25 protein-coding genes are annotated in these 24,733 nt (G+C 43.5%); 17 read left to right on the top strand and 8 right to left on the bottom strand.

Going from position 1 to position 24,733, the window contains the following annotated elements:
• The first annotated feature begins 3 nt into the window (after nucleotides 1–3).
• The 4 genes from HII16_RS02120 to HII16_RS02135 are packed head-to-tail and all read left to right on the top strand — an operon-like array spanning nucleotide 4 to nucleotide 2,133.
• Nucleotides 4–417 carry a DUF2170 family protein gene (locus tag HII16_RS02120; RefSeq protein ID WP_169127047.1) on the top strand — a complete coding sequence of 138 codons (414 nt, stop codon included), beginning with the start codon at nucleotides 4–6 and terminating at the stop codon, nucleotides 415–417.
• 17 nt (nucleotides 418–434) lie between these two features.
• Complete coding sequence (locus HII16_RS02125; protein WP_135437961.1) at nucleotides 435–1,124, top strand: PspA/IM30 family protein; 690 nt, start codon at nucleotides 435–437, stop codon at nucleotides 1,122–1,124.
• Nucleotides 1,125–1,172: 48 nt separating this feature from the next.
• Entirely contained in the window at nucleotides 1,173–1,808 is a 636-nt protein-coding gene (locus HII16_RS02130) for a DUF4178 domain-containing protein (protein WP_169127049.1), read from the top strand.
• A gap of 1 nt (nucleotide 1,809) precedes the next feature.
• Complete coding sequence (locus tag HII16_RS02135; RefSeq protein WP_135437963.1) at nucleotides 1,810–2,133, top strand: hypothetical protein; 324 nt, start codon at nucleotides 1,810–1,812, stop codon at nucleotides 2,131–2,133.
• A 17-nt stretch (nucleotides 2,134–2,150) separates the two neighbouring features.
• Here HII16_RS02135 and HII16_RS02140 read toward each other — a convergent pair whose 3' ends face one another.
• On the bottom strand, nucleotides 2,151–3,698 hold the full coding sequence (locus HII16_RS02140; protein WP_169127051.1) for a CYTH and CHAD domain-containing protein: 1,548 nt from the start codon (nucleotides 3,696–3,698) through the stop codon (nucleotides 2,151–2,153).
• Between the two features lie 236 nt (nucleotides 3,699–3,934).
• Between HII16_RS02140 and HII16_RS02145 the strand changes: the two genes are divergently transcribed.
• From HII16_RS02145 to HII16_RS02170, 6 genes are all read left to right on the top strand, one after another.
• Nucleotides 3,935–4,978, top strand: coding sequence for an NAD-dependent epimerase (locus HII16_RS02145; protein ID WP_169127053.1), 1,044 nt, complete (start codon nucleotides 3,935–3,937; stop codon nucleotides 4,976–4,978).
• Nucleotides 4,979–5,010: 32 nt separating this feature from the next.
• Nucleotides 5,011–6,063, top strand: a complete 1,053-nt coding sequence (locus HII16_RS02150) for a CDP-glycerol glycerophosphotransferase family protein (protein WP_169127055.1) — start codon at nucleotides 5,011–5,013, stop codon at nucleotides 6,061–6,063.
• A 153-nt stretch (nucleotides 6,064–6,216) separates the two neighbouring features.
• Nucleotides 6,217–6,813 (top strand): TIGR04211 family SH3 domain-containing protein, encoded by a 597-nt coding sequence (locus HII16_RS02155; protein ID WP_169127057.1) that lies wholly within the window; start codon nucleotides 6,217–6,219, stop codon nucleotides 6,811–6,813.
• A 9-nt stretch (nucleotides 6,814–6,822) separates the two neighbouring features.
• Nucleotides 6,823–7,884 (top strand): CDP-glycerol glycerophosphotransferase family protein, encoded by a 1,062-nt coding sequence (locus tag HII16_RS02160; protein ID WP_169127059.1) that lies wholly within the window; start codon nucleotides 6,823–6,825, stop codon nucleotides 7,882–7,884.
• 108 nt (nucleotides 7,885–7,992) lie between these two features.
• Nucleotides 7,993–8,418 carry an adenylyltransferase/cytidyltransferase family protein gene (locus tag HII16_RS02165; RefSeq protein WP_169127061.1) on the top strand — a complete coding sequence of 142 codons (426 nt, stop codon included), beginning with the start codon at nucleotides 7,993–7,995 and terminating at the stop codon, nucleotides 8,416–8,418.
• A gap of 148 nt (nucleotides 8,419–8,566) precedes the next feature.
• Nucleotides 8,567–10,105 carry a capsule assembly Wzi family protein gene (locus tag HII16_RS02170; RefSeq protein WP_169127063.1) on the top strand — a complete coding sequence of 513 codons (1,539 nt, stop codon included), beginning with the start codon at nucleotides 8,567–8,569 and terminating at the stop codon, nucleotides 10,103–10,105.
• A 70-nt stretch (nucleotides 10,106–10,175) separates the two neighbouring features.
• Here the strand turns inward: HII16_RS02170 and HII16_RS02175 are convergent, their stop codons facing one another.
• Both HII16_RS02175 and HII16_RS02180 read right to left on the bottom strand, forming a co-directional pair.
• A complete protein-coding gene (locus HII16_RS02175; protein WP_169127065.1) occupies nucleotides 10,176–11,366 on the bottom strand; it encodes a CDP-glycerol glycerophosphotransferase family protein in 1,191 nt (396 codons plus the stop codon).
• 4 nt (nucleotides 11,367–11,370) lie between these two features.
• Entirely contained in the window at nucleotides 11,371–12,405 is a 1,035-nt protein-coding gene (locus tag HII16_RS02180; RefSeq protein ID WP_169127067.1) for a CDP-glycerol glycerophosphotransferase family protein, read from the bottom strand.
• A 376-nt stretch (nucleotides 12,406–12,781) separates the two neighbouring features.
• Here HII16_RS02180 and leuA point away from each other — a divergent pair, with 376 nt between their 5' ends.
• From leuA to leuD, 4 genes are read left to right on the top strand one after another with little or no spacing between them, the layout of a single operon-like run.
• The gene (gene leuA / locus HII16_RS02185; RefSeq protein ID WP_135437973.1) at nucleotides 12,782–14,347 is read left to right on the top strand and encodes a 2-isopropylmalate synthase; all 1,566 of its coding nucleotides are present in this window, start codon (nucleotides 12,782–12,784) and stop codon (nucleotides 14,345–14,347) included.
• A 5-nt stretch (nucleotides 14,348–14,352) separates the two neighbouring features.
• The gene (leuB, locus tag HII16_RS02190; protein WP_135437974.1) at nucleotides 14,353–15,432 is read left to right on the top strand and encodes a 3-isopropylmalate dehydrogenase; all 1,080 of its coding nucleotides are present in this window, start codon (nucleotides 14,353–14,355) and stop codon (nucleotides 15,430–15,432) included.
• Between the two features lie 23 nt (nucleotides 15,433–15,455).
• Nucleotides 15,456–16,850, top strand: a complete 1,395-nt coding sequence (gene leuC, locus HII16_RS02195) for a 3-isopropylmalate dehydratase large subunit (RefSeq protein ID WP_211183364.1) — start codon at nucleotides 15,456–15,458, stop codon at nucleotides 16,848–16,850.
• 9 nt (nucleotides 16,851–16,859) lie between these two features.
• Nucleotides 16,860–17,456 carry a 3-isopropylmalate dehydratase small subunit gene (leuD, locus tag HII16_RS02200; RefSeq protein WP_169127069.1) on the top strand — a complete coding sequence of 199 codons (597 nt, stop codon included), beginning with the start codon at nucleotides 16,860–16,862 and terminating at the stop codon, nucleotides 17,454–17,456.
• Nucleotides 17,457–17,657: 201 nt separating this feature from the next.
• On the opposite strand, the gene HII16_RS02205 is transcribed toward leuD, so the two are convergent.
• Together HII16_RS02205 and HII16_RS02210 are read right to left on the bottom strand one after the other, a co-directional pair.
• The gene (locus HII16_RS02205; RefSeq protein WP_169127071.1) at nucleotides 17,658–18,617 is read right to left on the bottom strand and encodes a general secretion pathway protein GspB; all 960 of its coding nucleotides are present in this window, start codon (nucleotides 18,615–18,617) and stop codon (nucleotides 17,658–17,660) included.
• A gap of 3 nt (nucleotides 18,618–18,620) precedes the next feature.
• Complete coding sequence (locus HII16_RS02210; protein WP_169127073.1) at nucleotides 18,621–20,282, bottom strand: AAA family ATPase; 1,662 nt, start codon at nucleotides 20,280–20,282, stop codon at nucleotides 18,621–18,623.
• Between the two features lie 133 nt (nucleotides 20,283–20,415).
• On the opposite strand from HII16_RS02210, the gene HII16_RS02215 reads away from it, so the two are divergent.
• On the top strand, nucleotides 20,416–21,660 hold the full coding sequence (locus HII16_RS02215) for a multifunctional CCA addition/repair protein (protein WP_169127075.1): 1,245 nt from the start codon (nucleotides 20,416–20,418) through the stop codon (nucleotides 21,658–21,660).
• Between the two features lie 89 nt (nucleotides 21,661–21,749).
• Nucleotides 21,750–22,193: a CoA-binding protein gene (locus HII16_RS02220; RefSeq protein ID WP_169127077.1), complete on the top strand. Its 444-nt coding sequence runs from the start codon at nucleotides 21,750–21,752 to the stop codon at nucleotides 22,191–22,193.
• 64 nt (nucleotides 22,194–22,257) lie between these two features.
• On the opposite strand, the gene HII16_RS02225 is transcribed toward HII16_RS02220, so the two are convergent.
• The 3 genes from HII16_RS02225 to folB all read right to left on the bottom strand — a co-directional run bounded on the left by HII16_RS02225 (nucleotide 22,258) and on the right by folB (nucleotide 23,995).
• Nucleotides 22,258–23,055 carry an undecaprenyl-diphosphate phosphatase gene (locus tag HII16_RS02225; protein WP_169127079.1) on the bottom strand — a complete coding sequence of 266 codons (798 nt, stop codon included), beginning with the start codon at nucleotides 23,053–23,055 and terminating at the stop codon, nucleotides 22,258–22,260.
• An 86-nt stretch (nucleotides 23,056–23,141) separates the two neighbouring features.
• Nucleotides 23,142–23,639, bottom strand: a complete 498-nt coding sequence (folK, locus tag HII16_RS02230) for a 2-amino-4-hydroxy-6-hydroxymethyldihydropteridine diphosphokinase (protein WP_169127081.1) — start codon at nucleotides 23,637–23,639, stop codon at nucleotides 23,142–23,144.
• Nucleotides 23,639–23,995: a dihydroneopterin aldolase gene (folB, locus tag HII16_RS02235; RefSeq protein ID WP_169127083.1), complete on the bottom strand. Its 357-nt coding sequence runs from the start codon at nucleotides 23,993–23,995 to the stop codon at nucleotides 23,639–23,641. Before folB ends, folK begins: the two co-directional genes overlap by 1 nt.
• A gap of 154 nt (nucleotides 23,996–24,149) precedes the next feature.
• Here folB and plsY point away from each other — a divergent pair, with 154 nt between their 5' ends.
• Complete coding sequence (gene plsY / locus HII16_RS02240; protein WP_169127085.1) at nucleotides 24,150–24,719, top strand: glycerol-3-phosphate 1-O-acyltransferase PlsY; 570 nt, start codon at nucleotides 24,150–24,152, stop codon at nucleotides 24,717–24,719.
• The last annotated feature ends 14 nt before the right edge of the window (nucleotides 24,720–24,733 follow it).

Here is a 24,733-nt window from a genome sequence, read left to right on the forward strand (position 1 = left end):
ATCATGAACATTCATAAGATTGCCGATCACCTAAACGGACTTGGAGATAACTCACTTACCGGTTTAGGCTTTGACTGCCAACCGATTAGCGGGGACGTTGATGTATTGCAAATCACCATCAATGGGCGTGAAGAGTTACCCGTTTTCTTGTCGGTCACTGAAGATCAAGTTTTATGCATCACCTACCTTTGGGGTGAAGACGAAGTAAAAGTAGAAAAACGAACTGAGATGTTAGAGGCAATGTTGGAAATGAGTATTCCAATGCCACTATCTTCATTTTCGAAAATTGCAGACAAGTACGTCATATTTGGCGCCCTGTCTATTTCATCGGCGTTTGCCGATATCGAGCACGAACTAGCAGTGCTAAGTAATAATGCCATCGAAGTTATCGATGATATGGATGAATTTTTGGTGTAAACCATAGCGGAGACATTATGAGTATTTTCAAAAAAATTATGACAGCAATTCGCGGCGGTGCTACGGAAATTGGCGAAGGTATTGTAGATGCCAATTCAACGCGTATTTTTGAACAAGAAATCCGCGATGCTGAAAATCACTTGACTAAAGCCAAGCGTGACCTAACGTCAGTTATGGCTCAGCAAATGGCAGCATCACGTGACGTAGACCGCATTAAGCGTGACATTAGCGAACACGAAGGTTACGCAACACAAGCATTGGAAAAAGGCAACGAACCATTAGCACTACAAGTTGCTGAGAAAATTGCCAATCTAGAAAATGAACTTACCACTCAGCAGCAAGCTTTGGATAGCTTTAGCACCAACGCTAATCGCTTAAAAGATTTGGTGAAGAAGTCTGAGCGTCAAGTTGCCGAATACAAGCGTCAGTTGTCTATGGTGAAAACCACAGATAGCGTGCAAAAAGCAACGTCGGCAATTACCGACAACTTTGCCTCAAGCAACTCTAAGTTGTTAAACGCGAAGGACTCATTAGAGCGCATCAAAGCGAAACAGCAAAAGTTTGATGACCAGTTGAAAGCGGCGGAAGTATTAGAAGCTGAAGATTCTGATAACTCACTAGAAGCACAGCTTAAAGAAGCAGGTATCGGTAATCAAGATAACAGTGCTAATTCTGTACTTGACCGCATCAAAGCGAAACAAAAGTAGCCGTTTCAATGGCGCAGACTCCCACTGCGCCCTTTTTTTGAGGACACCATGAGTTTTTTTAAAAAGTTATTTGGTAAACCAGAAGAGCAACGCAAGCTAAACAGAGTCGATGATTTAAAGGTCGATGATATCTTTATCTTTGATGATTCTTTTGCCCTACCTGAACTATTGCGAGGTGCCCAGTTTTTAGTCAGCGCCGTCAACAGTTATGAATATGAACATCATACTGAAACCGAATGGGTATTGATCGATGACCGCAATACACAAATCTATTTGTCTTTGTACAAAGACGATGAAACTTATTTAAAAATCTCCCTCAAGCTTAATGACGACGATGTCGCCGAACTGTTTGATCTTGACCAATTCGCAAACATTTTTGAGCAAGGTGAAACCATCATCGACAAGCACAGTGATACGCCGGTCAGTGACGGTTGGTCGAGTGACACATATCGCCAATATACTTTTGCTAAAGTAGGTTATTTTCACCGCAAAGACCATCGCAGTGAGCAAATAAGCGAATACCAAGGCAAAGATCAAGGAGAGCGTTTTGAGCTGTATCAGCTTGAAGGTTCTGACGATCGATTTGGCATGGATTTAGAAGTTTGGGACGATGGTGATACCGATGTCTTTTTACATATGTATCGTCCATTAACCGATATCAAGGATATGTATCCAGGAAGCTAATATGAATAATCGTAAAATTCCTGACAAGTGGCAATCGAATGTAAAGGCCGTGAAAGCGGTGCAAGTTGCCTTTGATATGGATGAGAAAGTTCAAAAAGAGATCCGCAAAGCGGCGGTCGAAGCAGGCCTTAGCCCGTCCGATCAAATTCGTCAGATTCTTGGCCTGAGTGTCCACAAAAAACCTAAACGACCACGACTTACCGTATCCTTGAGTCCTGATGACTATCAAGCTTTAGGTGAAAAATACGGTATCGACGCAGAGCAACAACTTGAAATTAAACGACGTTTAATGGACGAGCTAATCGAATTTGTTAACGACGATTAATTTGACAGTTAAGCCAATTACTTCAGCCAATATGGTGATGCGACAACCGCCGCCTTACGGGTGTGTTCCAGTGCCAACAACAAGCTTTCCACTTTATCATCTATCCAAGCAACCAGTTTCGCTGGTGCTTTTTGTTCTCGTTGTTGCAAATAATGCTTGAGAAAATATAAGGTCTCCAACTCATCAATACCATGGTGAATATCTAGCCAAGGCCCACGAAATTGACGCCGTTCGTCTTTGTTGTATAACCGGCCAAACCAACTTCCGGTCAACAAACTGTACACAACTTTTTGATGATGATTAATATAATCGGTGGTTGAAAAGGCTTTCTCGGCAGGCATACTTTGCTGCAAAGTATCGAGGCTAATCGACAACCAACTCGGTGCCAGATCCATTAGTTTGGTGTGAATTGATTCCGTATGTAGATCGGCAATGGCAAATTGCAACATCGTTAACTGCAGCATATTAAATCGTTCACTTAGCATCAGTGACTTAATTTCCTGCATGTTCATCAATTCATGACGTTGCTCTTTTAACGTTGCCAGTAACTCTTCGTTCTTTTCAATTTTTTTACGATAACTGCCTTTGCGCTTGGTCAGCTCTTTAATTTGCGTTGCGGTTTTAACCCAAGATAATTCCGTTAAAATAGTTTTAATTTGCTGTCTTAATTGCTCACTCGGCTGGGTAGGCAAATAATCTCTATATAGCCAAATACCATGACGGGTAAGCGCTAATGTGTCGCTGATATCCTTTAAGGTATAAAGGTGTGGCTCTTCTAAAAACTCACTGACAAGACGCTGTACATGAACCAAGCATTGCTGCATGCCGACTTGAAACGATTCAGGTATAGACAAATTCTTATCTAAATCAATGCGTAAATTTTTGGTTTGCGTATCAAATAGAGTCGGCGCTGGTTCGCTGTTATCTGGAGTGACCTGTTGACGCTGATAAATACCTGATAGCTGATATCCTCGTGCCGCCTTGCTCTGCGTGCCGGGTCGCATATTGAATTTAGCAAATAAATGTTGTGCCAATTCAAACAGCTGCTGCGGATCACCGCTGAGTAATTCCAATTCTATTTCATAAATATCACGATAGCGCTCGCCACTGCTTATTTCACCTTGATCAAACACCAGCTCGATTTCACTGCCATCAGAGCAATGTATATGGAAAAAGTGACGTGAGAAATTGGTGGTAAATAAAGGCACTAAGTCGTTAGCGACACTATTAATCGATAAAGCCTCGGGCCAAATATCGTCGGCAAATAAGCTTAAGTTTGGTCGTTCGACATCAATACTGACATTATATTCTGGGCGTTTATGTAAACCGCCGATCACCTGCCCTGCTAACTTTACCGTTTGTTCTTTACTGCCATCATCGAAAGTTCGAATACGCAAGCCAATATCTTGGCGTCTAAGCGCTAAATCAGGGGTATCAAAATAGGTGTTATTTAACCGTTTCTGGCCTTCAGAAAATGTTAGTTTGTGCTGGGTCAGCAAATTGGCAAGTTTTTGCGCAACATCAGTATCTTCTAGCAGATACTTGAGCTCAATTTCGATGTCCATCTAGGGCAGTAATGACTCTCGATAATAGGTAATTACCTAACAATACAAAAGCTTGACCAGGCTTTCAAATAAAACTTGTTTATTTAAACTAGCTAAAGCTTATAAGTCATTATTTTATATGTATTTTACTTTTTCAGTTTTTGTCTTATGCTTTTTCTAACGGAACAACAATATGCTTTTCAAATACACGAATAGTAAATGGGAACTTCTCGAGGCAGGAAACTTTAGGAGTGCTAATGAGATTTTTAGTTACCGGCGTTGCAGGGTTTATTGGTTACCATCTGGCGCTTAAACTGTGTCAGCAAGGTCATGAGGTGGTCGGTATTGATAACCTCAATGACTATTACAATGTCGCCCTCAAAAAAGCGCGTTTATATGACTTACAAACGCAATTGAGCAATAAACAATTTTGTTTTGTAAAACTTGATCTTACCGATAAAGACGCGGTTTCACAGTTATTTCAAACACACAAATTCCAACGCGTGGTACATCTCGCAGCACAAGCGGGTGTGCGTTACTCTTTAGATAACCCGTTTAGCTATGCTGACAATAATTTATACGGCCATTTAGCAATATTGGAAGGCTGTCGCCAACATAACATTGAGCACCTTGTGTTTGCTTCATCAAGCTCGGTGTATGGGCTGAATAACAAAACACCTTATGCCGTAAGCGATTGCGTCGACCACCCAGTTTCACTGTACGCGGCGACAAAAAAATCCAATGAGTTAATGGCCCATAGCTACGCTCACCTTTATGACTTAGCGACAACCGGTTTACGTTTTTTCACCGTCTATGGCCCTTGGGGGCGACCTGATATGGCGCTGTTTAAATTTACCGATGCCATCGTCAAAGGCAAACCTATTGACGTATTTAATTATGGCAAAATGCGCCGCGACTTTACCTACATCGACGACATTATTGAAGGCATTGTTCGTATTCAAAATATTGTGCCGAGCAAAAACCCTACCTGGCAAGTCGAAACCGGCACCGCCGCTGAGTCATCGGCGCCATACAAACTATACAATATAGGTAATGGCCAACCGGTCAACCTTACTGATTTTATTGACGCCCTAGAGCAGCGACTTGGCATCAAAGCCATTAAAAATATGTTGCCAATGCAACCAGGGGATGTCTATCAAACCTTTGCTGATAGCGATGATCTGTTCGCTGTCACAGGCTTTAAACCAATGACCGATATCGCTACAGGTATTTGTCGCTTTGTTAATTGGTACCAAGATTATTATCAGCTCACCAATCATGACAAGCGAAACCAAGGCTAACTTAACAACAATAACAACATAAGGAGCCACCTGTGGTACTGAGCTATTACCTAATTAAAATCCCTTATTCGATAACTTGGTCGGTGCTGAATATGCTCGGTAAAACCGACGATGTGATGCTGTATTGTGCCAACACCCTTGATTACCACATTTTCAGAGAAGTACAACACCACCTGCCAAAGGTTTCGGTATTGGCAAAAAATAAAAAAGTGCAGCAACAATTACGTGATATTGGCATTGAGGCAAAAGTATATCCAGCCTTTCCAAAAGCAGTGATTATGTGTCGTCAGGCTGGCTACAAATTCCCTACCAGCAAGATAACGAAAATAGGCATGCGCCACGGCCCGTATACCTTCAAACCGTTTGCCAATGCCAAAGGTTATAACTTGCTCGATTATTTCTATATGACCAGCGAGGATGAAGTAAAACGTGCCCAAAAAGCCGGTATAAGATGCGGTGTCGCTAAAGGCTACCCAAAATTAGACCCCGCTTTAAATGGCCAATATGACAGCGACTTTAAGCAACAACTCAAGCAGCGCATCGGCTTTGATAATGACAAGCCGACGATTTTGTTTACCGCTACTTGGGACAAATCTAAAGTGTCAGCAATAGAGCTTTGGTTTGATCAATTGGATGTGTTCACCGAACACTACAATGTTTTGGTTACCGTGCACCCTTGGACCAGTAATGCCATCAAAAAACGCATAAAATCCTACTCTGGCGTATTTTTTATCGATAGCCCTGATGTTGTTCCTTATATAGGTATTAGCGATGTCTGCATTGGTGATACGAGCTCTATACTGGCGGAATGCTGTGCCTTGCACAAACCTATGGTGACGTTCAAAGTCGCAGATGGCAAACGTACCGTACCTCACGTCAAAGAATTGATTGCTAATTTTAGCATTCAGATAGAGCGTATTGATGAACTCACTGATGCCATCAAACAGGCGCTACGCGATCCACCGTCATTACAACAAGGTCGACAAACAGCAAACCAAATTATGTTTGATCGATTGGACGGCAAGGCAGGTCTTCGCACTGCTGAGCACATAAAACAAGTTGTCCCCTATTTGACAGAAGATTAAATCAAAATAAACAATTTTTGCACAATTTATAAACAACTGTTTGTTTTTATCGAAACTTCCCCGCTTAATCAGGGTCTATTTAGCTTCACATCTTGCCATCACTGTTACAAACACCTAGTATTTGTAGCAACTAATTGTTACAACGAAAGCCCAATGAAGTTATTACGTTTATTTTTAAGTCTGATGATCTTGTCTGTACCATTTGCGTCAGTCGCACAGCAACAAAACGATGGTAAAATAGCCTACATCAGTGACGAGTTATTTATTTATTTTCACTCAGGTCCAGGTACTCAGTACCGTATTCTGGGAAGCATGGATGCCGGTGAAGAAGTCACCTTAATTGGTGGTGTCCAAAACGGTTACCAACAACTGGTTGATAGCAAAAACCGTAACGGTTGGGTTGATGCCAAATACGTATCAAGCTCACCTGGATTGAAAATTGTCGTGTCAGAACTTAACGGTGATTTAGCCGAGCAAGTCAGCACCAACAACACCTTGGAGTCGCAGCTTAGCGAAGCCAACGGCAAAATTAATGAACTGCAAACGAGTTTTAATCAGTTGCAAAAGCAACATGATGTGGTAACTCAACAGTATCAAACCGCGGCAGAAGCGTTAGATAACAAAGAATTGAACATCATGTTGACTTGGTTTATCTACGGCGGTGGTGTTATGGCCATAGGTATTATTATGGGTCTTATCATCCCTAGATTTGCTGCTCGTCGTCGCAGTAACTATTCATCTTGGGGCTAACCTCCCAGCATGAAGGTATTTTTTGACGTACTGCACCTTTATTATTTACCACAATACATTCCGGTACATAAAGAACTGAGCCTACGTGGCATAGAAACTCATTTTGTGTTTTATCACGGCATCTTTGATGCCGTGATAAAACAGATCATAGCCAAAGAGCAACTCAGTGTGCATTGGCTTGATAGCGATAAGCAAGCGAGAGATTACTACCTGCAACACAAGCCAAATTGGATTTTTTTTGCCAATGCCTTTAAGTATTTAGATGACGTGCACCAAGTAAGCAAATCAGCCCAACTTGGTCATGGTATCGGCCCAAAAGCCAGTTACTACACCAAATCGGATATCGCGATGACGGTGCGCTTTGTTGAAGGCGAATACCGTTGTTCAAGATTGCGTGAGATGTACCCAAATGATGAGTTCGTCAACGTTGGTTTTTGCAAACTCGATCCTATCATCAATGGTCAACAACCAGGCTTTGATATGCAGGACCTCGGTCTGGATAATAACAAACCAACGCTGACGTACGCGCCGACGTTCTACCCAAGCTCGATTGAAAAGTTTGCTAAAAATTGGCCAGAAGATTTCAAACAATACAATATTTTGCTTAAACCGCACTACTTTTCCATCGCCAAAGAAAAGTACCGCAAGCAAAAACGACTACTAGAGCACTGGGCGACGTTTGATAACGTTTACTTGGCAAAGGTCGAAGACTACTCATTAGTGCCATTTTTGGCGAGCTCCGACATACTGATCAGCGATGCGTCTTCAGCGTTATTTGAATTTGCCGCCTTAAATAAACCTGTTGTTTGGTGCGACTTCTTAAAGTTGCGTAAAAGTTACAGTGGTCCTTTGAAGTTTCGCTTTAATAAGCGCATGGATCAAGATTACGGCGAGTACGCCAATATTGCCGTGCACGCTAAAGATTACAAGCATTTACAGCAACTTGTTGAACAGCAATATCAACACCCTGAGCAACTGCAAGAGGTGCGCCTGAGTATGTCAGAAAAGCTAGCAGGTACGCTCGATGGTAAAGCCAGTCAACGTATTGTTGACTATTTATGCCAAGATTAAGGCTGCTGTTAAAACGCCAATAAGTTGTGTAAACTGCGTGGCAAAGAATAGAGCTATACTAAGTCACACCAGTATCAGCGACAAAAATAGATTAGAAAAGGCAATATCATGAAAAAGATCGGTTATACCACCGGCGTTTTTGACATGTTTCATATCGGTCACCTGAACGTATTGAAACGTGCAAAATTAGAATGTGACTACCTGATTGTGGGTGTTACCAGCGATGAACTTTGTATGTCGGCGAAAAATAAACAGCCGATCATTCCATTCCAAGAGCGCATGGAAATAGTTGAAAACATCAAGTTTGTTGACGAAGTTGTACCGCAAATGAACTATGACAAAATGGAAGCGTGGAACAACTATAAGTTCGATCGTATGTTCGTTGGTGATGACTGGAAAGGCACCGACAAATGGAACAAAATCGAACAAGAATTTGCCAAGTTAGGCTGTGAAATTGTTTACTTCCCGTATACGTCACACACTTCAAGTACCAAACTGCGTAACGTTTTAGATAAGATCTACAACGAAGGATAGCAACACGGTTACCGTCTTTATCGACAACAACGTAATACTCAAAACCGCATCTATATAGGTGCGGTTTTCATTTAGTTGCTTGTATTTTAAGTACTTCCTCTTATACTTTTAAGCTGAAAAGCATAGCAAACTGATAATAAGAAACTTAATGAAACACTCCTTCAAAACAGCGACATTGGCTGCACTTACTGGCTTGGCTTTTCACAGCAGCGTGCTTGCCGAACCCTGGATAGATACCTCAAACATTTACCTTAGAGCAGATTTGCAATTGCTAGCCGATAAAGGCCACCTTAATATACCGCTGACCACATTCCCGATAATGTGGGCCGATGTTGGTCGTGTTTTTAAGCAAATACAGCCAGAGCAGCTTGATGAAGAAAGCAAAAACGCCTATTGGCATATTGCCCAACACATGCGTCGAGCTGGCCGAGACCAACATTATGTGGAGATGAACTTTGCCGGTAATGATCGACGCTACACCAGTTTTGGCGAAGAATACCGAGATGACAATAATGCCCAGGGTACGCTCACTTACATGGGCGAGCAATTAGCCGCACGATTATCTGTAACCGTGGTAAATGATCCCGAAGACGATGAAGAAGCGCGCATTGATGACAGCTATATCGCCATGTTTTGGGGTAATTGGGTCTTTAGTGCCGGCGCATACAGCCGCTGGTGGGGACCCGGCTGGGATACCAACCTAGCCTTAACCAACAATGCTCGACCAATGCCCGGTTTGGCCATCACCCGCAAAACCTCTGAACCGTTCAAGTTTCCATTCACCGAATGGCATATCCCGTGGACGGCGACAACCTTTATGAATCAATTTGAAGATGATCGTCACGTACCAAACACTTTGTTGTGGGGCTTTCGTATGACCATCAAGCCTATGCCAAACCTAGAGCTCGGAGTTACACGCTTAGCACAGTGGGCAGGTGATGATAGACCGAGTGATTTAAGCACCTTCTGGGACGTGCTTAAAGGCGACGACAACTGTGTACTGTCAGCCGCAGAGTGTGAGAAGCAAGGTCTAGAGCCTGGCAACCAACTCGCCGGCGCGGATTTACGCTATAGCAATGTATTATTTGATCTCCCATTTTCAATCTATACCCAGGTTATCGGCGAAGATGGTAACAGCAAAAACAGCGGCTTAATCGGTCAGAAAGTATGGACCCACGGTATCGATACGCAATTTCGCGCCCTAGATCATTACTGGCGTGCTTACCTCGAATATACCGACAGCTATACCGACTGTACACCTGCGAGTTTGGGCGAAGAAGACAGCCGTTATGGGGTTGGCGACTGTCTATATGAACATCATATTTATCGCAGCGGCATGCGCTATGAGCGCCGTGTGCTGGGTAATCTCTATGAAAATGACGCTGAAACCTATGTCTTAGGTTTTATTTCGCAATTGAACGAGTTATCCAGTTGGGAAGTCAAATTCAGATATCTTGATTTAAACTATGACAATAGTGATTGGTACCCAAACAACCCAGACTTAGGCAATACCTTAACTAAAATTAACGAAGAAGTGTTGATGGTTAGCGTTAAGTATCAATTGCGAAAGGGGCATTTTAAATACACCATAGGTGGCGATTATAGCCAGTCGAGCTTTATTGAACCGGGTGTCGATGACAGCTCAAAGCCTAATATCTACTTTAATGTCGAGTACAATTTAAAATAACCCGCCGTATTTAAGCTGCCGCGAACGGCTTAAGCAAAGACAAAAAATAAGGGCCCTTCAGGCCCTTGTTTTATTCTAGGCCTTCCAGCTTATCTATTTTGCGTTTAAGCACCAATTGCAAATACATATTGCGTCTAAAATGGCGCCATGCGCTATCACGAATAAAGGTTTTGTATGGCACATCTTGGTATTCCTGCAGCAAATCTTCAATCGCTTCGGCTTGACGATCCGTGGCCTGACCGTCGGGCTGAAAAATCGAATAATGAAAAATTTCATTGCGTTTTTGCTGGTGAATATCAGCAGCCAAATTTTGCCTTAAGATCGGTTCAATATCTGCCGCACTGTACAACACATCGCCAGCCTGCCATGCAAACGTATTTGACGATATATCATCACTTGGCTTGTAGTGTTCAGGTGCCGGGTTCGCGTACACAATTGGTCGGTCAAAGTGGAACCACTCGTAACAGGCCGATGAGATATCGGAGATCATCACATCCGATTGATCCATATATTGTAAGATGTTATCGGCATACAGGATCTTGATTCGATGTTCGAGATTATGCTGTTTAACATAGTCTTCCATCTGTTGGTTTACCGAGTCTGCCCCACCCTGGACAAGCGCATGAAACTTAACAATTAAATTGATGTCTTCAGGCATGTGTTTAACCAAATCTAGGCCCCATAATGGCAAAGAACTTTCGCCATGCAATGAGAACCTATGCCCTTTTGCGCCTTCTTTTGCTTCGGACACCCATGTTGGTGCATACAGCACGGTTGGTTTGCCATTATCAAACAACGGGGTGTAATCCAACGACGCATCTATTAGCGGATCAAATTTAGGGTAGCCAATAACCTCATAGCGTTTAATGTGCTCAACCAAATCAACTTTGGCGACTTTATCGACTGACTTCTGTCCAGGAAACAAAACCAAATCATACATCGAAATATAGGCATTTTCTAAATAACGTTTATCGGATAAGCCGCCATGAAAAATTTCAACACTCAAGCCAAAGTTAAGTGTTTTAAACATAGGGTAAACCACAGCGCGCATCTTGTGCTTTTTTAAAAATGCGCGTGCTTTATTGCGATTACGAATGTAATAAGTGCGTTCGCCAATCTCAGGATACTTTTCTTTGATATATTTAAGAATATCTTTGCCACGCACAATTACCGGACCTGGCAACCGCTGTTGCAAGCGGTACACGGGCGGAAAATGCTGAATATTGTTATTTACGTAGTAAGCAACTTTGCAGTCAAACATGGCCTTATTTCCAACGGTAATATTTTAGTTTCTTGCGCATCTTCAAACGGCGCACCAAATTAAGCGGTTTGCTTTTTAAATGGCCTGTGCCCCGGGCAATTAAGTCATCTATGGCGTTGACAACACGCTCACTTGATTGGCCGTCTCGGTATGGGTGGATTGCATCACAATGCTGCTCAATATTCTGTAATAATTTTTGTTCGGCACTAAGAGCATAGCTTAATTGTTGCTCTAATTGCTCAGCTTCGGAAAAATTAATCATCCAAGATTCCGGGCGTCTATTTTTATAAGCGACAACAGGTTTGTTTTGCAGTGCAAATTCCGCCAATATCGACGACGTATCAGACAACAAAACGTCTGAGGCTTGTAATAACGGAATCAAATTACCGGTTTCTAAAAAGCGTAAACGGTCACTTTCCAATGCTTTAAACATGGCAATTTCTTCTGCAGTTGCTTTGGGATGTAATTTAACAATCCAATGCCATTCTTTATTGACACTAAGACGCTTGATTTGTTCATACAAATCATAGGTACTGGTCAGTTTTGGCGAAAATGTTGGACCATAAAATATTAATGGTTTGTCGGTGCGATAGCTTTGCGTATCGGCATGCTCAGTAAACAAGGGATCAAGCTTTGCCCAACCGGTTTCAACCACTTCGCAGGTACCGTCATTAATTGCATTAAAGGCTTCGGTAATATTTGGCCCTTGAGTACAGTACAAATCAAAAAAACCGCGAATATTAAACTTATTTTTCTTACCCGAATCAAAGCCATGAAACACTTGCACTTTAACTCCAGGGAAAAAATCAGGGATATAGTTACCCGGTGCGAGTACCGCATCGCTGTTATATTGTTTGACCGCTTTCATGTCGAGCAAGCGATTATCTGCCGCATCAATAAAGCCTTCCGCTTCTGCGCCATCGGGTATAAACCACGCCACTTGGTGACCGCGTTTTTGCAATTCTTGTTCGATCGGTCTTAAGACACTAAATGAGTAAGATAAAGTGACATAGAACAAATATTTGTTGTTGGTGGTCAAATTACCCCCAAAAGCTTATGAATTTGAATGTGTTAAGTGTATCACAGGGTCGCAACTATGGAATCGTTGCCAGCAACAAAAAACCGATATAGAGGTTTGTACTCAAAAACCAATATTTTTCGGTTGACAGCGTCAAGTAAAGGCTCTAATGTTAAGCAATAACGTGTTTTAGAATAAAAACCCTATTTTTATGAATAAGTATTTTAGTGCAACTTTATTACTGATTCTCCTGCTACCTTTTGGCCGCGGGCGTTTATTGGTGCATTAAAACAAACCAGTTAAACGAAAAAACCCGCACATAATACTGCGGGTTTTTTCGTTTAACGGCTTTAATTAACGTGAACAGCAATACCTCAAGATGAGTAAAGGACCAGCTATGAGTGATAACGTGATAATTTTTGATACCACCTTACGCGATGGCGAACAGGCTTTGATCGCCAGTTTGTCGGTACACGAAAAACTGCAAATCGCTCTAGCGATCGAGCGCTTAGGGGTCGATATCATGGAAGTTGGTTTTCCGGTGTCATCACCTGGCGATTTTGAATCGGTGCAAACCATTGCCAAAACCTTAACCACCTCTAGAGTGTGTGGCCTATCCAGAGCGGTAAAAGCCGATATTCAATCGTGCGCAGATGCCATGAGTGTTGCTGATGCATTCAGAATTCATACCTTTATCTCCACTTCAGACGTGCATGTGCAACAAAAACTGCGCAAAGATTTTAGCGACGTGCGAGATATGGCTGTTGATGCAGTAAAGTTTGCCCGCCAATTTACCGACGATGTTGAATTTTCTTGCGAGGACGCTGGTCGTACACCAAAAGACAACCTATGCCGAATGGTCGAAGCTGCGATTGATGCAGGCGCGACCACGGTCAATATTCCCGATACGGTGGGTTATACCTTGCCACATGAATTTGGCGGCATTATTACCGACTTGTTTAATCGCGTGCCCAATATCGACAAAGCGGTCATCTCAGTGCATTGTCACAATGATTTAGGCTTAAGCGTCGCCAACTCTGTCGCCGCTGTGCAAGCCGGCGCCAGACAAATTGAATGCACCATCAATGGTATCGGCGAACGCGCAGGTAATTGCTCTTTAGAAGAAGTGGCAATGATTTTAAAAACTCGCAACGATTTACTTGGCCTTAATACCCACATCAATCACAAAGAAATAGCCCGTACCTCCAAGTTGGTCAGCCAAATTTGTAATATGCCAGTACAGCCAAACAAAGCAATTGTCGGCAGTAATGCGTTTAGTCATTCCTCAGGGATTCATCAAGATGGTATGTTAAAGCACGCCAACACCTACGAAATCATGACGCCAGAAAGCGTCGGCATCAGCAAAACCAAACTTAACTTAACATCGCGCAGTGGCCGGCATGTGATTAAACATCGGATGCAAGAGTTGGGTTATCAAGAAACTGATTTTAATTTAGAAGAGCTGTACCAAGATTTCTTAGCCTTGGCCGATAAAAAGGGCCAAGTGTTTGATGAAGATTTAGAAGCCTTGTTGTTTGATAAGCAACAGCGCGATCAGAGTGATGCATACAAAATCGAATACTTAAGTGTGCACTCTGGCAGTGGTGAGTTCGCCACCGCCAGTATTAAGATCCGTTGTAATGATGAGGTACAAACGCAAGCGGCGACAGGTAATGGCCCGGTCGATGCATTGTATAGAGCCATCAAACAAGCAGTCGACATCGAATTTGAAGTCTCAGATTACAAAATATCCAACAAAGGTGAAGGTGAAGACGGTCTAGGTCAAGCCGATTTGGTGGTAAACTACCAAGGTCGCAACTTTCATGGTTACGGCATTGAAACCGACGTCATTGAAGCGTCAGCGAAAGCGTTAATCAACGCCTTAAACAGTATTGCTAGAGCGCAAAAAGTCGCGTTTTTAAAGCAACAGGCACATCAACAACAGAAGATTCAAGGAGTTTAATTGAAATGGCAAAAATAGCAGTATTGGCAGGAGATGGTATTGGCCCAGAGGTCATGGTGGAAGCCAAAAAGGTACTCGATGCAGTCGCCAGTCGTTTTCAATTGAACCTGGAAATGGAAGATTTTGATGTCGGTGGTGCCGCCATCGACTTGCACGGCAACGCGTTACCTGAACAAACCTTGCAAGGTTGTGAGCAAGCCGATGCCATCTTATTTGGCAGTGTCGGCGGGCCTAAATGGGCCAGCCTCCCACCTACCGAACAACCAGAGCGTTGTGCGTTACTGGGGCTGCGTGGGCATTTTGACTTATTTTGTAATATGCGCCCTGCGACATTACAACCGGCACTGGCGTCTTTATCAACTCTACGTGGTGATATTTCCGCACCGGGTTTTGATGTGTTAGTGATACGCGAATTAACCGGCGATATCTATTTTGGTGAGCCAAAAGGCCGTAAAGGTAGCGGTGACGACGAAACCGGTTTTGATACCATGTTGTATTCTCGTCGCGAAATTAAACGCATTGCCCATTTAGCGTTTGACGCCGCCAGTAAACGTGACAACAAAGTCACATCCGTAGACAAAGCCAATGTTTTGGCCACCAGCCAATTATGGCGTCAAGTGGTTGAGGAAGTCGCCAGCGAATACCCTAATGTGCAATTAGAGCATATGTATGTTGATAATGCGGCGATGCAACTTGTGCGAGATCCTGAACAATTTGATGTGATGTTATGCCCTAACCTATTTGGCGATATCTTGTCGGATATCTGCGCCATGATCACCGGCTCAATGGGTATGCTACCGTCAGCGAGCTTAAATCAAGACAACTTTGGCATGTACGAGCCTGCAGGTGGTTCAGCACCAGATATTGCCGGTCAAGGGGTTGCCAACCCAATCGCACAAATATTATCAGCGGCGTTGATGTTACGTTTCAGCCTAAATCAACCTGACGCTGCCGATGCCGTAGAAAGTGCCGTTGCCAAAGCCTTGAACGAAGGTATGCTAAGCGCCGACCTACTGGCCAGCGAATATCGCAGCAACGCTAAAACAACAGCCGAAATCGGCGATTTTATTGCCGCTAATATATAGTCGTAAAGGAGTTATACAACATCATGGCTACCACCTTGTATGAAAAGTTATGGCAGCGTCACTTAATTGAAGCTGTTCAAGGCGAAACACCGCTAATTTTTGTCGACCGTCATTTGGTACACGAAGTTACCTCACCGCAAGCGTTTGCAAACTTAGCGTTTCATAATCGCCCTGTGCACAGTCCGACGCGAACCATAGCGACCATGGATCACAACATTTCCACGAAAAGCTGTGACATTGATGCCGCCGGTGAAAATGCCGCTAACCAGTTAAAGACGTTAGAGAAAAACTGTCAAGAATTTGGCATCGAGCTCTATGGCATGGGTCACAAAAACCAAGGTATCGTTCATGTTATTGGTCCAGAGCTTGGCCTAACCTTACCAGGCCAAGTGATCGTATGTGGTGATTCACATACCGCGACTCATGGCGCATTCGGTGCATTAGCATTTGGTATCGGTACCTCAGAAGTTGAGCATGTGTTAGCGACACAAACCTTGCGTCAAAACAAAGCCAAAACCATGAACATCCACGTTACCGGTGACGTTCAACACGGTATTACCGCCAAGGATATTATCTTAGCGATTATTGGCGCAGTCGGTCACGCTGGTGCAACAGGCTACGTGGTGGAATATACCGGCAAGGCGATTCGTGATTTAACCATGGAAGAGCGCATGACGGTATGTAATATGAGTATCGAGTTTGGCGCCAAAGCGGGCTTAATTGCCCCTGACCAAACCACCTTTGATTACTTATGTGATAAAGAGTTTGCCCCTAAAGGCGGTGTTTGGTTGGAAGCGGTTAATGATTGGCAAACATTAAAAACCGATGCCGATGCGACATTTGATCATGTTGTCACAATCGATGCTGCTAGCATTAAACCGCAAGTCACTTGGGGCACGAACCCTGGTCAAGTTGCAGCGATTGATGATGTTGTGCCTGCACCAGAGCAGTTTAGTGATCCGGTTGAGCGTGAATCTTGTGTTAACGCATTAAGCTATATGAATTTAACTCCTGGCACAAAAATCAGCGACATCAGTGTTAATAACGTCTTTATTGGCTCATGTACTAACTCTCGCATAGAAGATTTGCGAATTGCTGCCAAAGTTATTGCCGGTAAGCAAGTCGCCAGCGGTGTCACCGCCATTGTCGTACCAGGCTCTTATCGAGTTAAGCAACAAGCAGAACAGGAAGGTCTGGCGCAAATTTTTACTGACGCGGGTTTTGAATGGCGCCTGCCAGGTTGCTCGATGTGTTTGGGTATGAACGATGACAAACTAAGCGAAGGTGATCGCTGTGCTTCAACCAGCAACCGTAACTTTGAAGGTCGTCAAGGACGTGGTGCGCGCACCCATCTTGTTAGCCCAGCAATGGCCGCAGCGGCCGCTGTTGCCGGTCATTTTACAGAAGTCAGTGTTTAGGAGTTAACAATGGATAAGTTTACAAGTCACACCGGTAAGGTTGTTGCATTGGATCGTGCCAATATTGACACCGATCAAATCATTCCAAAACAGTTTTTGCAAAAAACCACACGCACTGGCTTCGCCGAACATTTGTTCCATGACTGGCGCTATCTTGATTACGATGGTACCGAGCCGAACCCAGATTTTGTCTTAAACAAACCGGAAAGTGCCGGTGCCAGCGTGTTATTGGCACGGGAAAACTTTGGTTGTGGCTCATCTCGTGAGCATGCGCCATGGGCGATTCAAGAGTTTGGCTTCAAAGTTGTTATAGCACCGAGCTTTGCCGACATCTTTTTTGGCAACTGCATCAACATTGGTATGGTCCCTGTTGTGTTAGCCGCTGATGTTATAGATAGCTTATTTGCTGACTATCACCAATCTGAACTGCAATTGACCGTTGATTTAACCAGCATGACGGTAAAGCACGGAAATAGCCAATACCCGTTTAGCTTGACTGAATTTCAACGGTATTGCCTACAAAACGGTATTGACGCGGTTGGTTGGACTTTACAAAAGAAAGATAAGATCAAAGCCTATGAAGAAGCGCTACCCGCTTGGCAATAGCTTAATCTTCAAACCATAATCCGAAAACAAAAAAAGAGAGCTTATTCGCTCTCTTTTTTATTTTCATGTCTTTACCTAGGCACAGTGGCGACAATGACACGTTGCCTAAAGTGGTTTGCCTAGACGTTTACTTATACGTTTGCATGCACGATTTGCTTAGATGGTTTGCTTAGACACCCTATCTAGCAGAGCCATACAGCCCTACCATGACGATAGCGCCTGCATACTAAAGCGCATGCCTTTGTACTGCATGATCACCAATTGTGGCTCGATACGCTCGATGGTGATGCCTTCTTGAGTAACATTACCGGTATAATAGTCTTTATCGTTGAGACGAACCCAGCTGGTGGCAGAATCGGAGGTATACATATGCAATGAAAACACCAGTTCCGGTAATTCATTATGCAGCCAACTAGGCATTTGTCCCAATGGTTTAACGCGTTCCACCGGCTTTTGTTCGGCGACCGGCTCTGCACCACTCTGCGCTGTCATGGTCTCATTCAACGCATTCTCGACGGCAGCCAATAATTTAGGGTCAACACCTTGCAACTCATCGGTATTCAGCGAAAACTTTGGCTCCTCAACTACAGGCGCAGGTTCAGCACGATTACTGTTTGTCACTTGTGCTTGCTGGTTTTGTTTGTCTTGCAGAGCTAATAAAGATTTGATTTGCTGCTGCAATTGCTGATTTTGCGCTTGTTTTTCCGCGGCAATGCGATCGCTTTGCTGTTTTGCCAATAATGCTTGTTCAGCTCGTTTTTGTTCAACATTGGCAAGTCGTTGCTCACGCATTTGCTGATTAAACGCCGCGCCATCGATAAAATGTGCGTGCATTGGTTGATTCACATTAAGGCTAATCAACTCTTCGGGCTCAGCCGCGGTTGTTTGACTAAGTTGTTGCTCTAATAATTGGCGTTGTTGCGTTAATTGATAGGCTTGCATACCGCCCATAAAGAAATAACCGAGCGCCCCACTTAACACAATAATCACCATCACAAACATAGGTTTTTGCCAGTTGACACCTTCGCTGTCTACTGCCGTTGCTTGCCCAGGTTGCTGCAACTCTTTTTGCAAGTCATCCGCTGCCAGCGATGGCACTGTATCTTGCTTATTGTCGGCTTGGTTATCGTTTTTTTGTAATGAGGATAAAATAAATGACATGACCTATTCTCCCTCTACTTGTGCGGTTGAATCATCAACAACATTAGCCGCGTCTTGCGCGTCAATCGAAGTTGGCAATTGATATTGAAAGCTACTTAACGCAATTGCAGTTTCAATGTCGGTTAATGTCTCGCCACTCTTGATGCGTTTGAACTGTGCCAGTTGGTTGCTAAACAATGCATCTTGTTTATTGAGTTGACGAACCGGTCGACCCTGCGCTTTCGCCAATTGCTGCTCACTCCATAACAATAATGATGGGCTATCATCCTCACTGAGGTTGTCGACATACTCTGCTGGCGGTTGCCATAACAATACCGCTTGTTGATTGTAGCGACGGGCAACAAAGTTTTTATTAAGTAATACCGTATTACCAGCAAAATTAACGTTTAATACGTCATTACTGCCGGTATTGGTTTTGCCGTCAACGACACCATAAAAAGGCACGCCGTTTTCGTCGTAAAAGGCAATGATCGACTTATGGCCTAACGCCAATAAAATTTCAAAACTGCCGTTAAACCAATGACACTGTAAATTAAATTCTTGCGCGGCTGCACAGACGTTTTTATCACTAGCAATATAATCGATATGCCATTGACGATATAATTCGGTAAACGCCGTATTCAACTCGCGACTGCTGTTTATCAGGGTATTACTGATATAACTGCGCTGTTGATTCAGTTGCTCATCATTAAACACCTTAAGGCGTTGTTCACTGACCGCAAACAACTGCTTTTCACGGTTAAGTTGTTGCTCACCTAAAACCGCACCAATTGCTGCCGGTATCAACACGAAGGCACTAAACATAGCAGCCTTGGCCCAAGTTGTTTGCCATGGGCTAAATTTTTTTGTATCCATGTTGAGTGCTTCTTTGGCGGCAGCGCCAATTAAGCGTTTATCAACATGGGTTTGATGCTCTGCGTAAGCGCCAAGTAATGAGCGATCACACAATACATTTATCAGCCTAGGTACACCACCTGATATTTTCTGAATCAATTTAACCGCCGATTTATCGAATATCGGTCGGTTACTGCCGGCAATCGTCAATCGATGCTCTATATATTGCTGGGTTTCATTAAAACTTAGTGGCAGTAGATGATAACGAGCGGTAATGCGCTGTGCCAATTGACGTAAATCTTTACGTTTTAGTAACTCTTGTAATTCAGGCTGACCAATTAAAATAACCTGCAGTAGCTTTTTGGTATGGGTTTCAAGATTGGTCAGTAAACGCAGTTGCTCCAATACCTGAGGCTCAAGGTGCTGGGCTTCATCAATCACCAACAGTGTATTGCGACCATGTTGATGGTTTTCCAATAGATGATTCAATATCGCATCGGTAAGATGTTTGAGTGTTGCGCCATCACTGTACTTAATCGACAACTCGTCACAGACGGTCGCCAATAATTCATATGCAGACAACGTTGGGTTTAGGATAAACGCCGCTTGTGTATTCGCCGGTAATTGGCTCAGCAAGCGTTTTGATACCGTGGTTTTACCGGTACCTACCTCTCCCGTTAACATAACAAAGCCACCAGCTTCGCCAAACCCATAGGTCAGATGTGCCAAAGCCTCTTTATGGCGAGGGCTCATATACAGGTAGTCAGGGTTAGGAGCGATGGAGAAAGGCGCTTCGCTCAGACCGAAATATTGCAGATAATTTTGATTCATGATGTTATTTTTAATGTCGATTACCTCAAACGCTAACCAAACATCACTGATAAGTCAAAATTTGCCGCTATTTTGCTGGTGAAAAGTGCGATACACTTACAAACAATCAACAAATTAGTGCCATTTTACTCCCATGACAGCAAATCTGGATGCCATTGCTGAAAATACCTTTCTGGTTGGCGGCGCAGTGCGCGATACGCTACTCGGCCGTGATGTACATGAACACGATTACCTAGTGGTCGGTGTCAGTCGCGATACCATGTTGCAACTTGGCTTTAAACAAGTCGGCAAGGACTTTCCGGTTTTTCTCCACCCGATTAGCAAAGATGAATACGCGCTAGCACGCACCGAACGCAAGCAAGGCAAAGGCTATACCGGCTTTACGTGTTATGCCGAACCCGATGTCACACTTGAGCAAGACTTGATCCGCCGCGATCTCACCATCAATGCCATGGCACAAAACCAACAAGGGCAAATTTTTGACCCGTATGGTGGCCAACAAGACTTAGCAAAAAAATTACTGCGTCATGTCTCCTCTGCCTTTGCTGAAGACCCTTTACGGGTACTACGGGTTGCTCGTTTTGCCGCACGCTATCATCATTTGGGCTTTAAGGTAGCTGACGAAACCAACGCCTTAATGCAACAAATGGCAGAGTCTGGCGAATTAAATCATCTAACGGCGGACAGAGTCTGGAAAGAAATGTCTCGAGCGCTACTCGAACACGATCCTGATGTTTTTATTCAAGTGTTGCGTGATTGCGGTGCCTTAAAAGTTATTTGGCCTAGTTTGGATGCGCTATGGGGCGTACCGAACCCACCAGCGCATCACCCAGAAATAGATTCTGGCGTACATACACTAATGGTATTGCAACAATCAGTGCGCTTAAGTGATGACTTAGCGGTACGATTTGCCAGCTTATGTCACGATCTAGGCAAAGGACTGACAGCTAAAAAACACTGGCCAAGCCATCGCGGCCACGAAAAGGCAGGTCTACCATTGGTAGAACAGGTGTGTGAGGCGTTTCGAGTACCGAATCAGATTAAAGAATTAAGCCTTAAAGTGTGTGAATTTCACTTGCATTGTCATCGAGCGCTTGAGCTCAAACCCAGCACCATACTAAGCCTGTTTGATAAACTCGATGCTTGGCGTAAAAAAGAGCAATTTGAGTGGTTTTTATTGGCATGTGAAGCCGATGCTCGAGGCCGCACGGGGCTCGAAGACTCAGCCTACCCACAAGCGGATTACTTAAGGCATGTGATGCAAACGTGTTTAACGGTAAACGCAAAAGAGTATGTAGCCCAAGGCTTGCAAGGATTGGCGATCAAACAGGCCATTTATAATAAAAGGTTAGAACTCGTGCAGCAGTTACGTCCGTAAAAGCCAGGCATGTTCTAAACTAACTGCAGCGTACCGTTAAATTAGCCAACTAAAATAAACGCGTTAACTAAAATATTAGCGAAAACACCATGCAGGATATTATTGATACTCTTAAGCAAGTAAAAACCATCGCTTTGATCGGCGCCAGCGACAAACCGCAACGTGCCAGCCATCGCGTGATGGCGTACTTGCAAAAACAAGGCTATAGGGTCTTACCGGTTAACCCACAATTAGCAGGGCAAACCTTGCACAATGAGACGGTATTCGCATCTCTTGCCGGCGTTGTTGCCAACATTAGCGAGCCTATCGATATGGTAGATGTGTTTAGATTGCCTAAGTATTTAGCCGATATTGTTGAACAGTGTCATACATTGGCAATCGGAAAGATATGGACACAATTGGGCGTTATTGATGCCGATGCACAAGCATTAGCGCAGCAATATGGTATCGATATGATAGTCGACCGATGTCCGAAAATTGACATTCCAACGCTGCAATCTCAAGGTTTACTATCCGAACCAGTGCACGGTTAGTGCTTGGCTTTTTGCTGTTATAACACTTAGTACTTAGCTCTTCGCGTTATTAGCTGTTAAAACCCTAAACAATAAACCAAAGTAAAAAAACGCCTAGTATTAAGCGATAGATCACAAACGGCATCATGCCCAACTTATCGAGTAGAATCAGAAAATAATGAATGCAAGTGTATGCACTAACAAACGCAACTATCGCACCAAGGGCTATTGCTTGCCAATCAACCCCATTCGCTTCAAGAATCAGCTTTAAAGTCAAATAACTGCCGGCCATGGCAATGGCAGGAATGGATAATAAAAACGAAAAACGAGCGGCGGCATCTCGTGTTAAGCCAAGCATCATACCCATGGTCATGGTGATGCCTGAGCGCGAGGTACCAGGAATCAATGCCGTGGCTTGTGCTAAACCAACCAACATTGCCCCTTTAAAGCCTAAGTGTTCGATTTGTTTGTTTTGCTTGCCTTTGATATCGACAAAACCCAGCAACAAACCAAATACAATCGTGGTAAAGGCTATCACAGCGGCACTACGTAAATTCTCTTCAATAAAGTCTTTACCGAATAAACCAAACAATCCGGCAGGAATGGTGGCAAAGATAATCCACCAGGCTAATGTCGCATCAAAACTGTGTTTTTTATGAATAACACTATCAGTCCAGGCAAACAGCATGCTGCCTACTTCTTTGCGAAAATACAGCACCACAGCCAACAAGGTGCCGACATGGACCGCAACATCAAACGCCAAACCTTGGTCAACCCAGCCTAACAGTTGTGACGGTAAAATAAGATGAGCAGAACTGGAGATTGGCAAAAACTCGGTGAGTCCCTGAATCAATGCCAAGATAATGGTTTCAATAGTAGACATGCTAAGAAGAGCGTTCCTTTGTTATTATTTTGTCGCCGTTTTGCCTTCATTTAAGAGGCTAACTTTTCACGGCTTAGGCTTTGCTGCTAGCGTAATTCAGGCCATGTAAATTCTACGCGCGTTAGATACTGTAGGCTTTTATCGTACTCTTGCCAAATTTGTTGATAGCTTTTTTGCAATACCGGGTGAATCTCATCTGGCGCTAACTCAGCCAGTGGTTGCAAAACATAGGCGTTTAATGGGATTTCATCACGGGGCAACTGCACCGGTTCATCCATCACTAAATCATCATACAATAAAATATCTAAATCCATCTTACGAGGGCTAAATTTCTTAGAAAAATCAACTCGACCATGCTGCTTTTCCAACGACTTTAACAGCGCGCCAATGTACTCGGGTGACTTTGAGGTTTCAACTTTGGCGACTAAGTTATAAAAATTTTCACCGCTAAAACCCACGGGTTCGCATTCATATACCGATGACAACACCACATTATCAAATTCACTATATAAAGCGCGAGCCGCCAAAATAATTTGGTTTTCGCGATCAATATTGCTGCCAATTGAAATATAAACCTGAGCCATTAAGCTTTACTGCCTCTTTCAATAATGACGCCAACACCACTGGCATTGGCAACCGCATCTGGTTTATTGATTTTTAATTTGAGCCATTTTATTTGAAAGGTTTGCATTAAATGCTGACTTAGGTTTTCTGCCAAAGTTTCTAATAAATCAACAACTTTAGCATTGGCAAAGGTTTCAATCTCATTGGAGATTTGCGCATAATCAAGGGTTTTGGCCAGTTCATCACCAGACGCCGCAGCACGAATGTCACAGCCCATTTGCAGATCAAAGATAAGCGGCTGTTTGATGGTTTTTTCCCAATCATAATAGCCAATAGTAGTGTCTATTTTCAGACCTTCAATAAAGACGATATCCATGCTGACTTAGCACTCTTATTAACAAAAACACAATTTTACCCTAATGTTATATGGAAAAACCACTCATTGTGTTGTTAGAATGGCACAATAAACGCTTTGTTCAAAAAACAAACAAAGATAATCACCATACAAAATAGGAGACCGTCCGTTGTTTATGACAATTTGCATTGTTATTGTCGCCTATTTGTTTGGCTCCATTTCCAGTGCCGTATTAATATGCCGCTTACGAGGCTTACCCGACCCAAGAACACAAGGTTCTAATAACCCAGGCGCCACTAATGTTTTGCGCATGAGTAATAAGGCAACCGCGGCAGCGGTATTGTTGTTTGATGTGTTAAAGGGAATGGTTCCGGTGTGGGGTGCTTATAAACTCGGGGTCGAACCATTACACCTTGGCTTTATCGCCATCGCTGCCTGCCTTGGCCATATGTATCCAATATTTTTTAATTTCAAAGGTGGTAAAGCCGTAGCGACCGCCTTTGGTGCGTTAGCGCCGATTAGCTGGATAATGGCAATTGCGCTAATCATCACTTGGGGCTTGATCGTCAAATTCAGCCGCTACTCGTCATTAGCGGCAATTGTCACCGTATCATTAGCGCCACTATATACCTTTATTATAAAACCGCTGTATACCAATTCGGTAACTATGTTGTCGGTACTGATCATATTCAGACACCGTGACAACATCATGCGCCTAATAAAAGGCAAAGAAGACAAAGTCTAAAATGTTGCCACGCT

The sequence above is a fragment of the Thalassotalea sp. Y01 genome (assembly GCF_012932945.1).
GTDB lineage: Bacteria > Pseudomonadota > Gammaproteobacteria > Enterobacterales > Alteromonadaceae > Thalassotalea_A.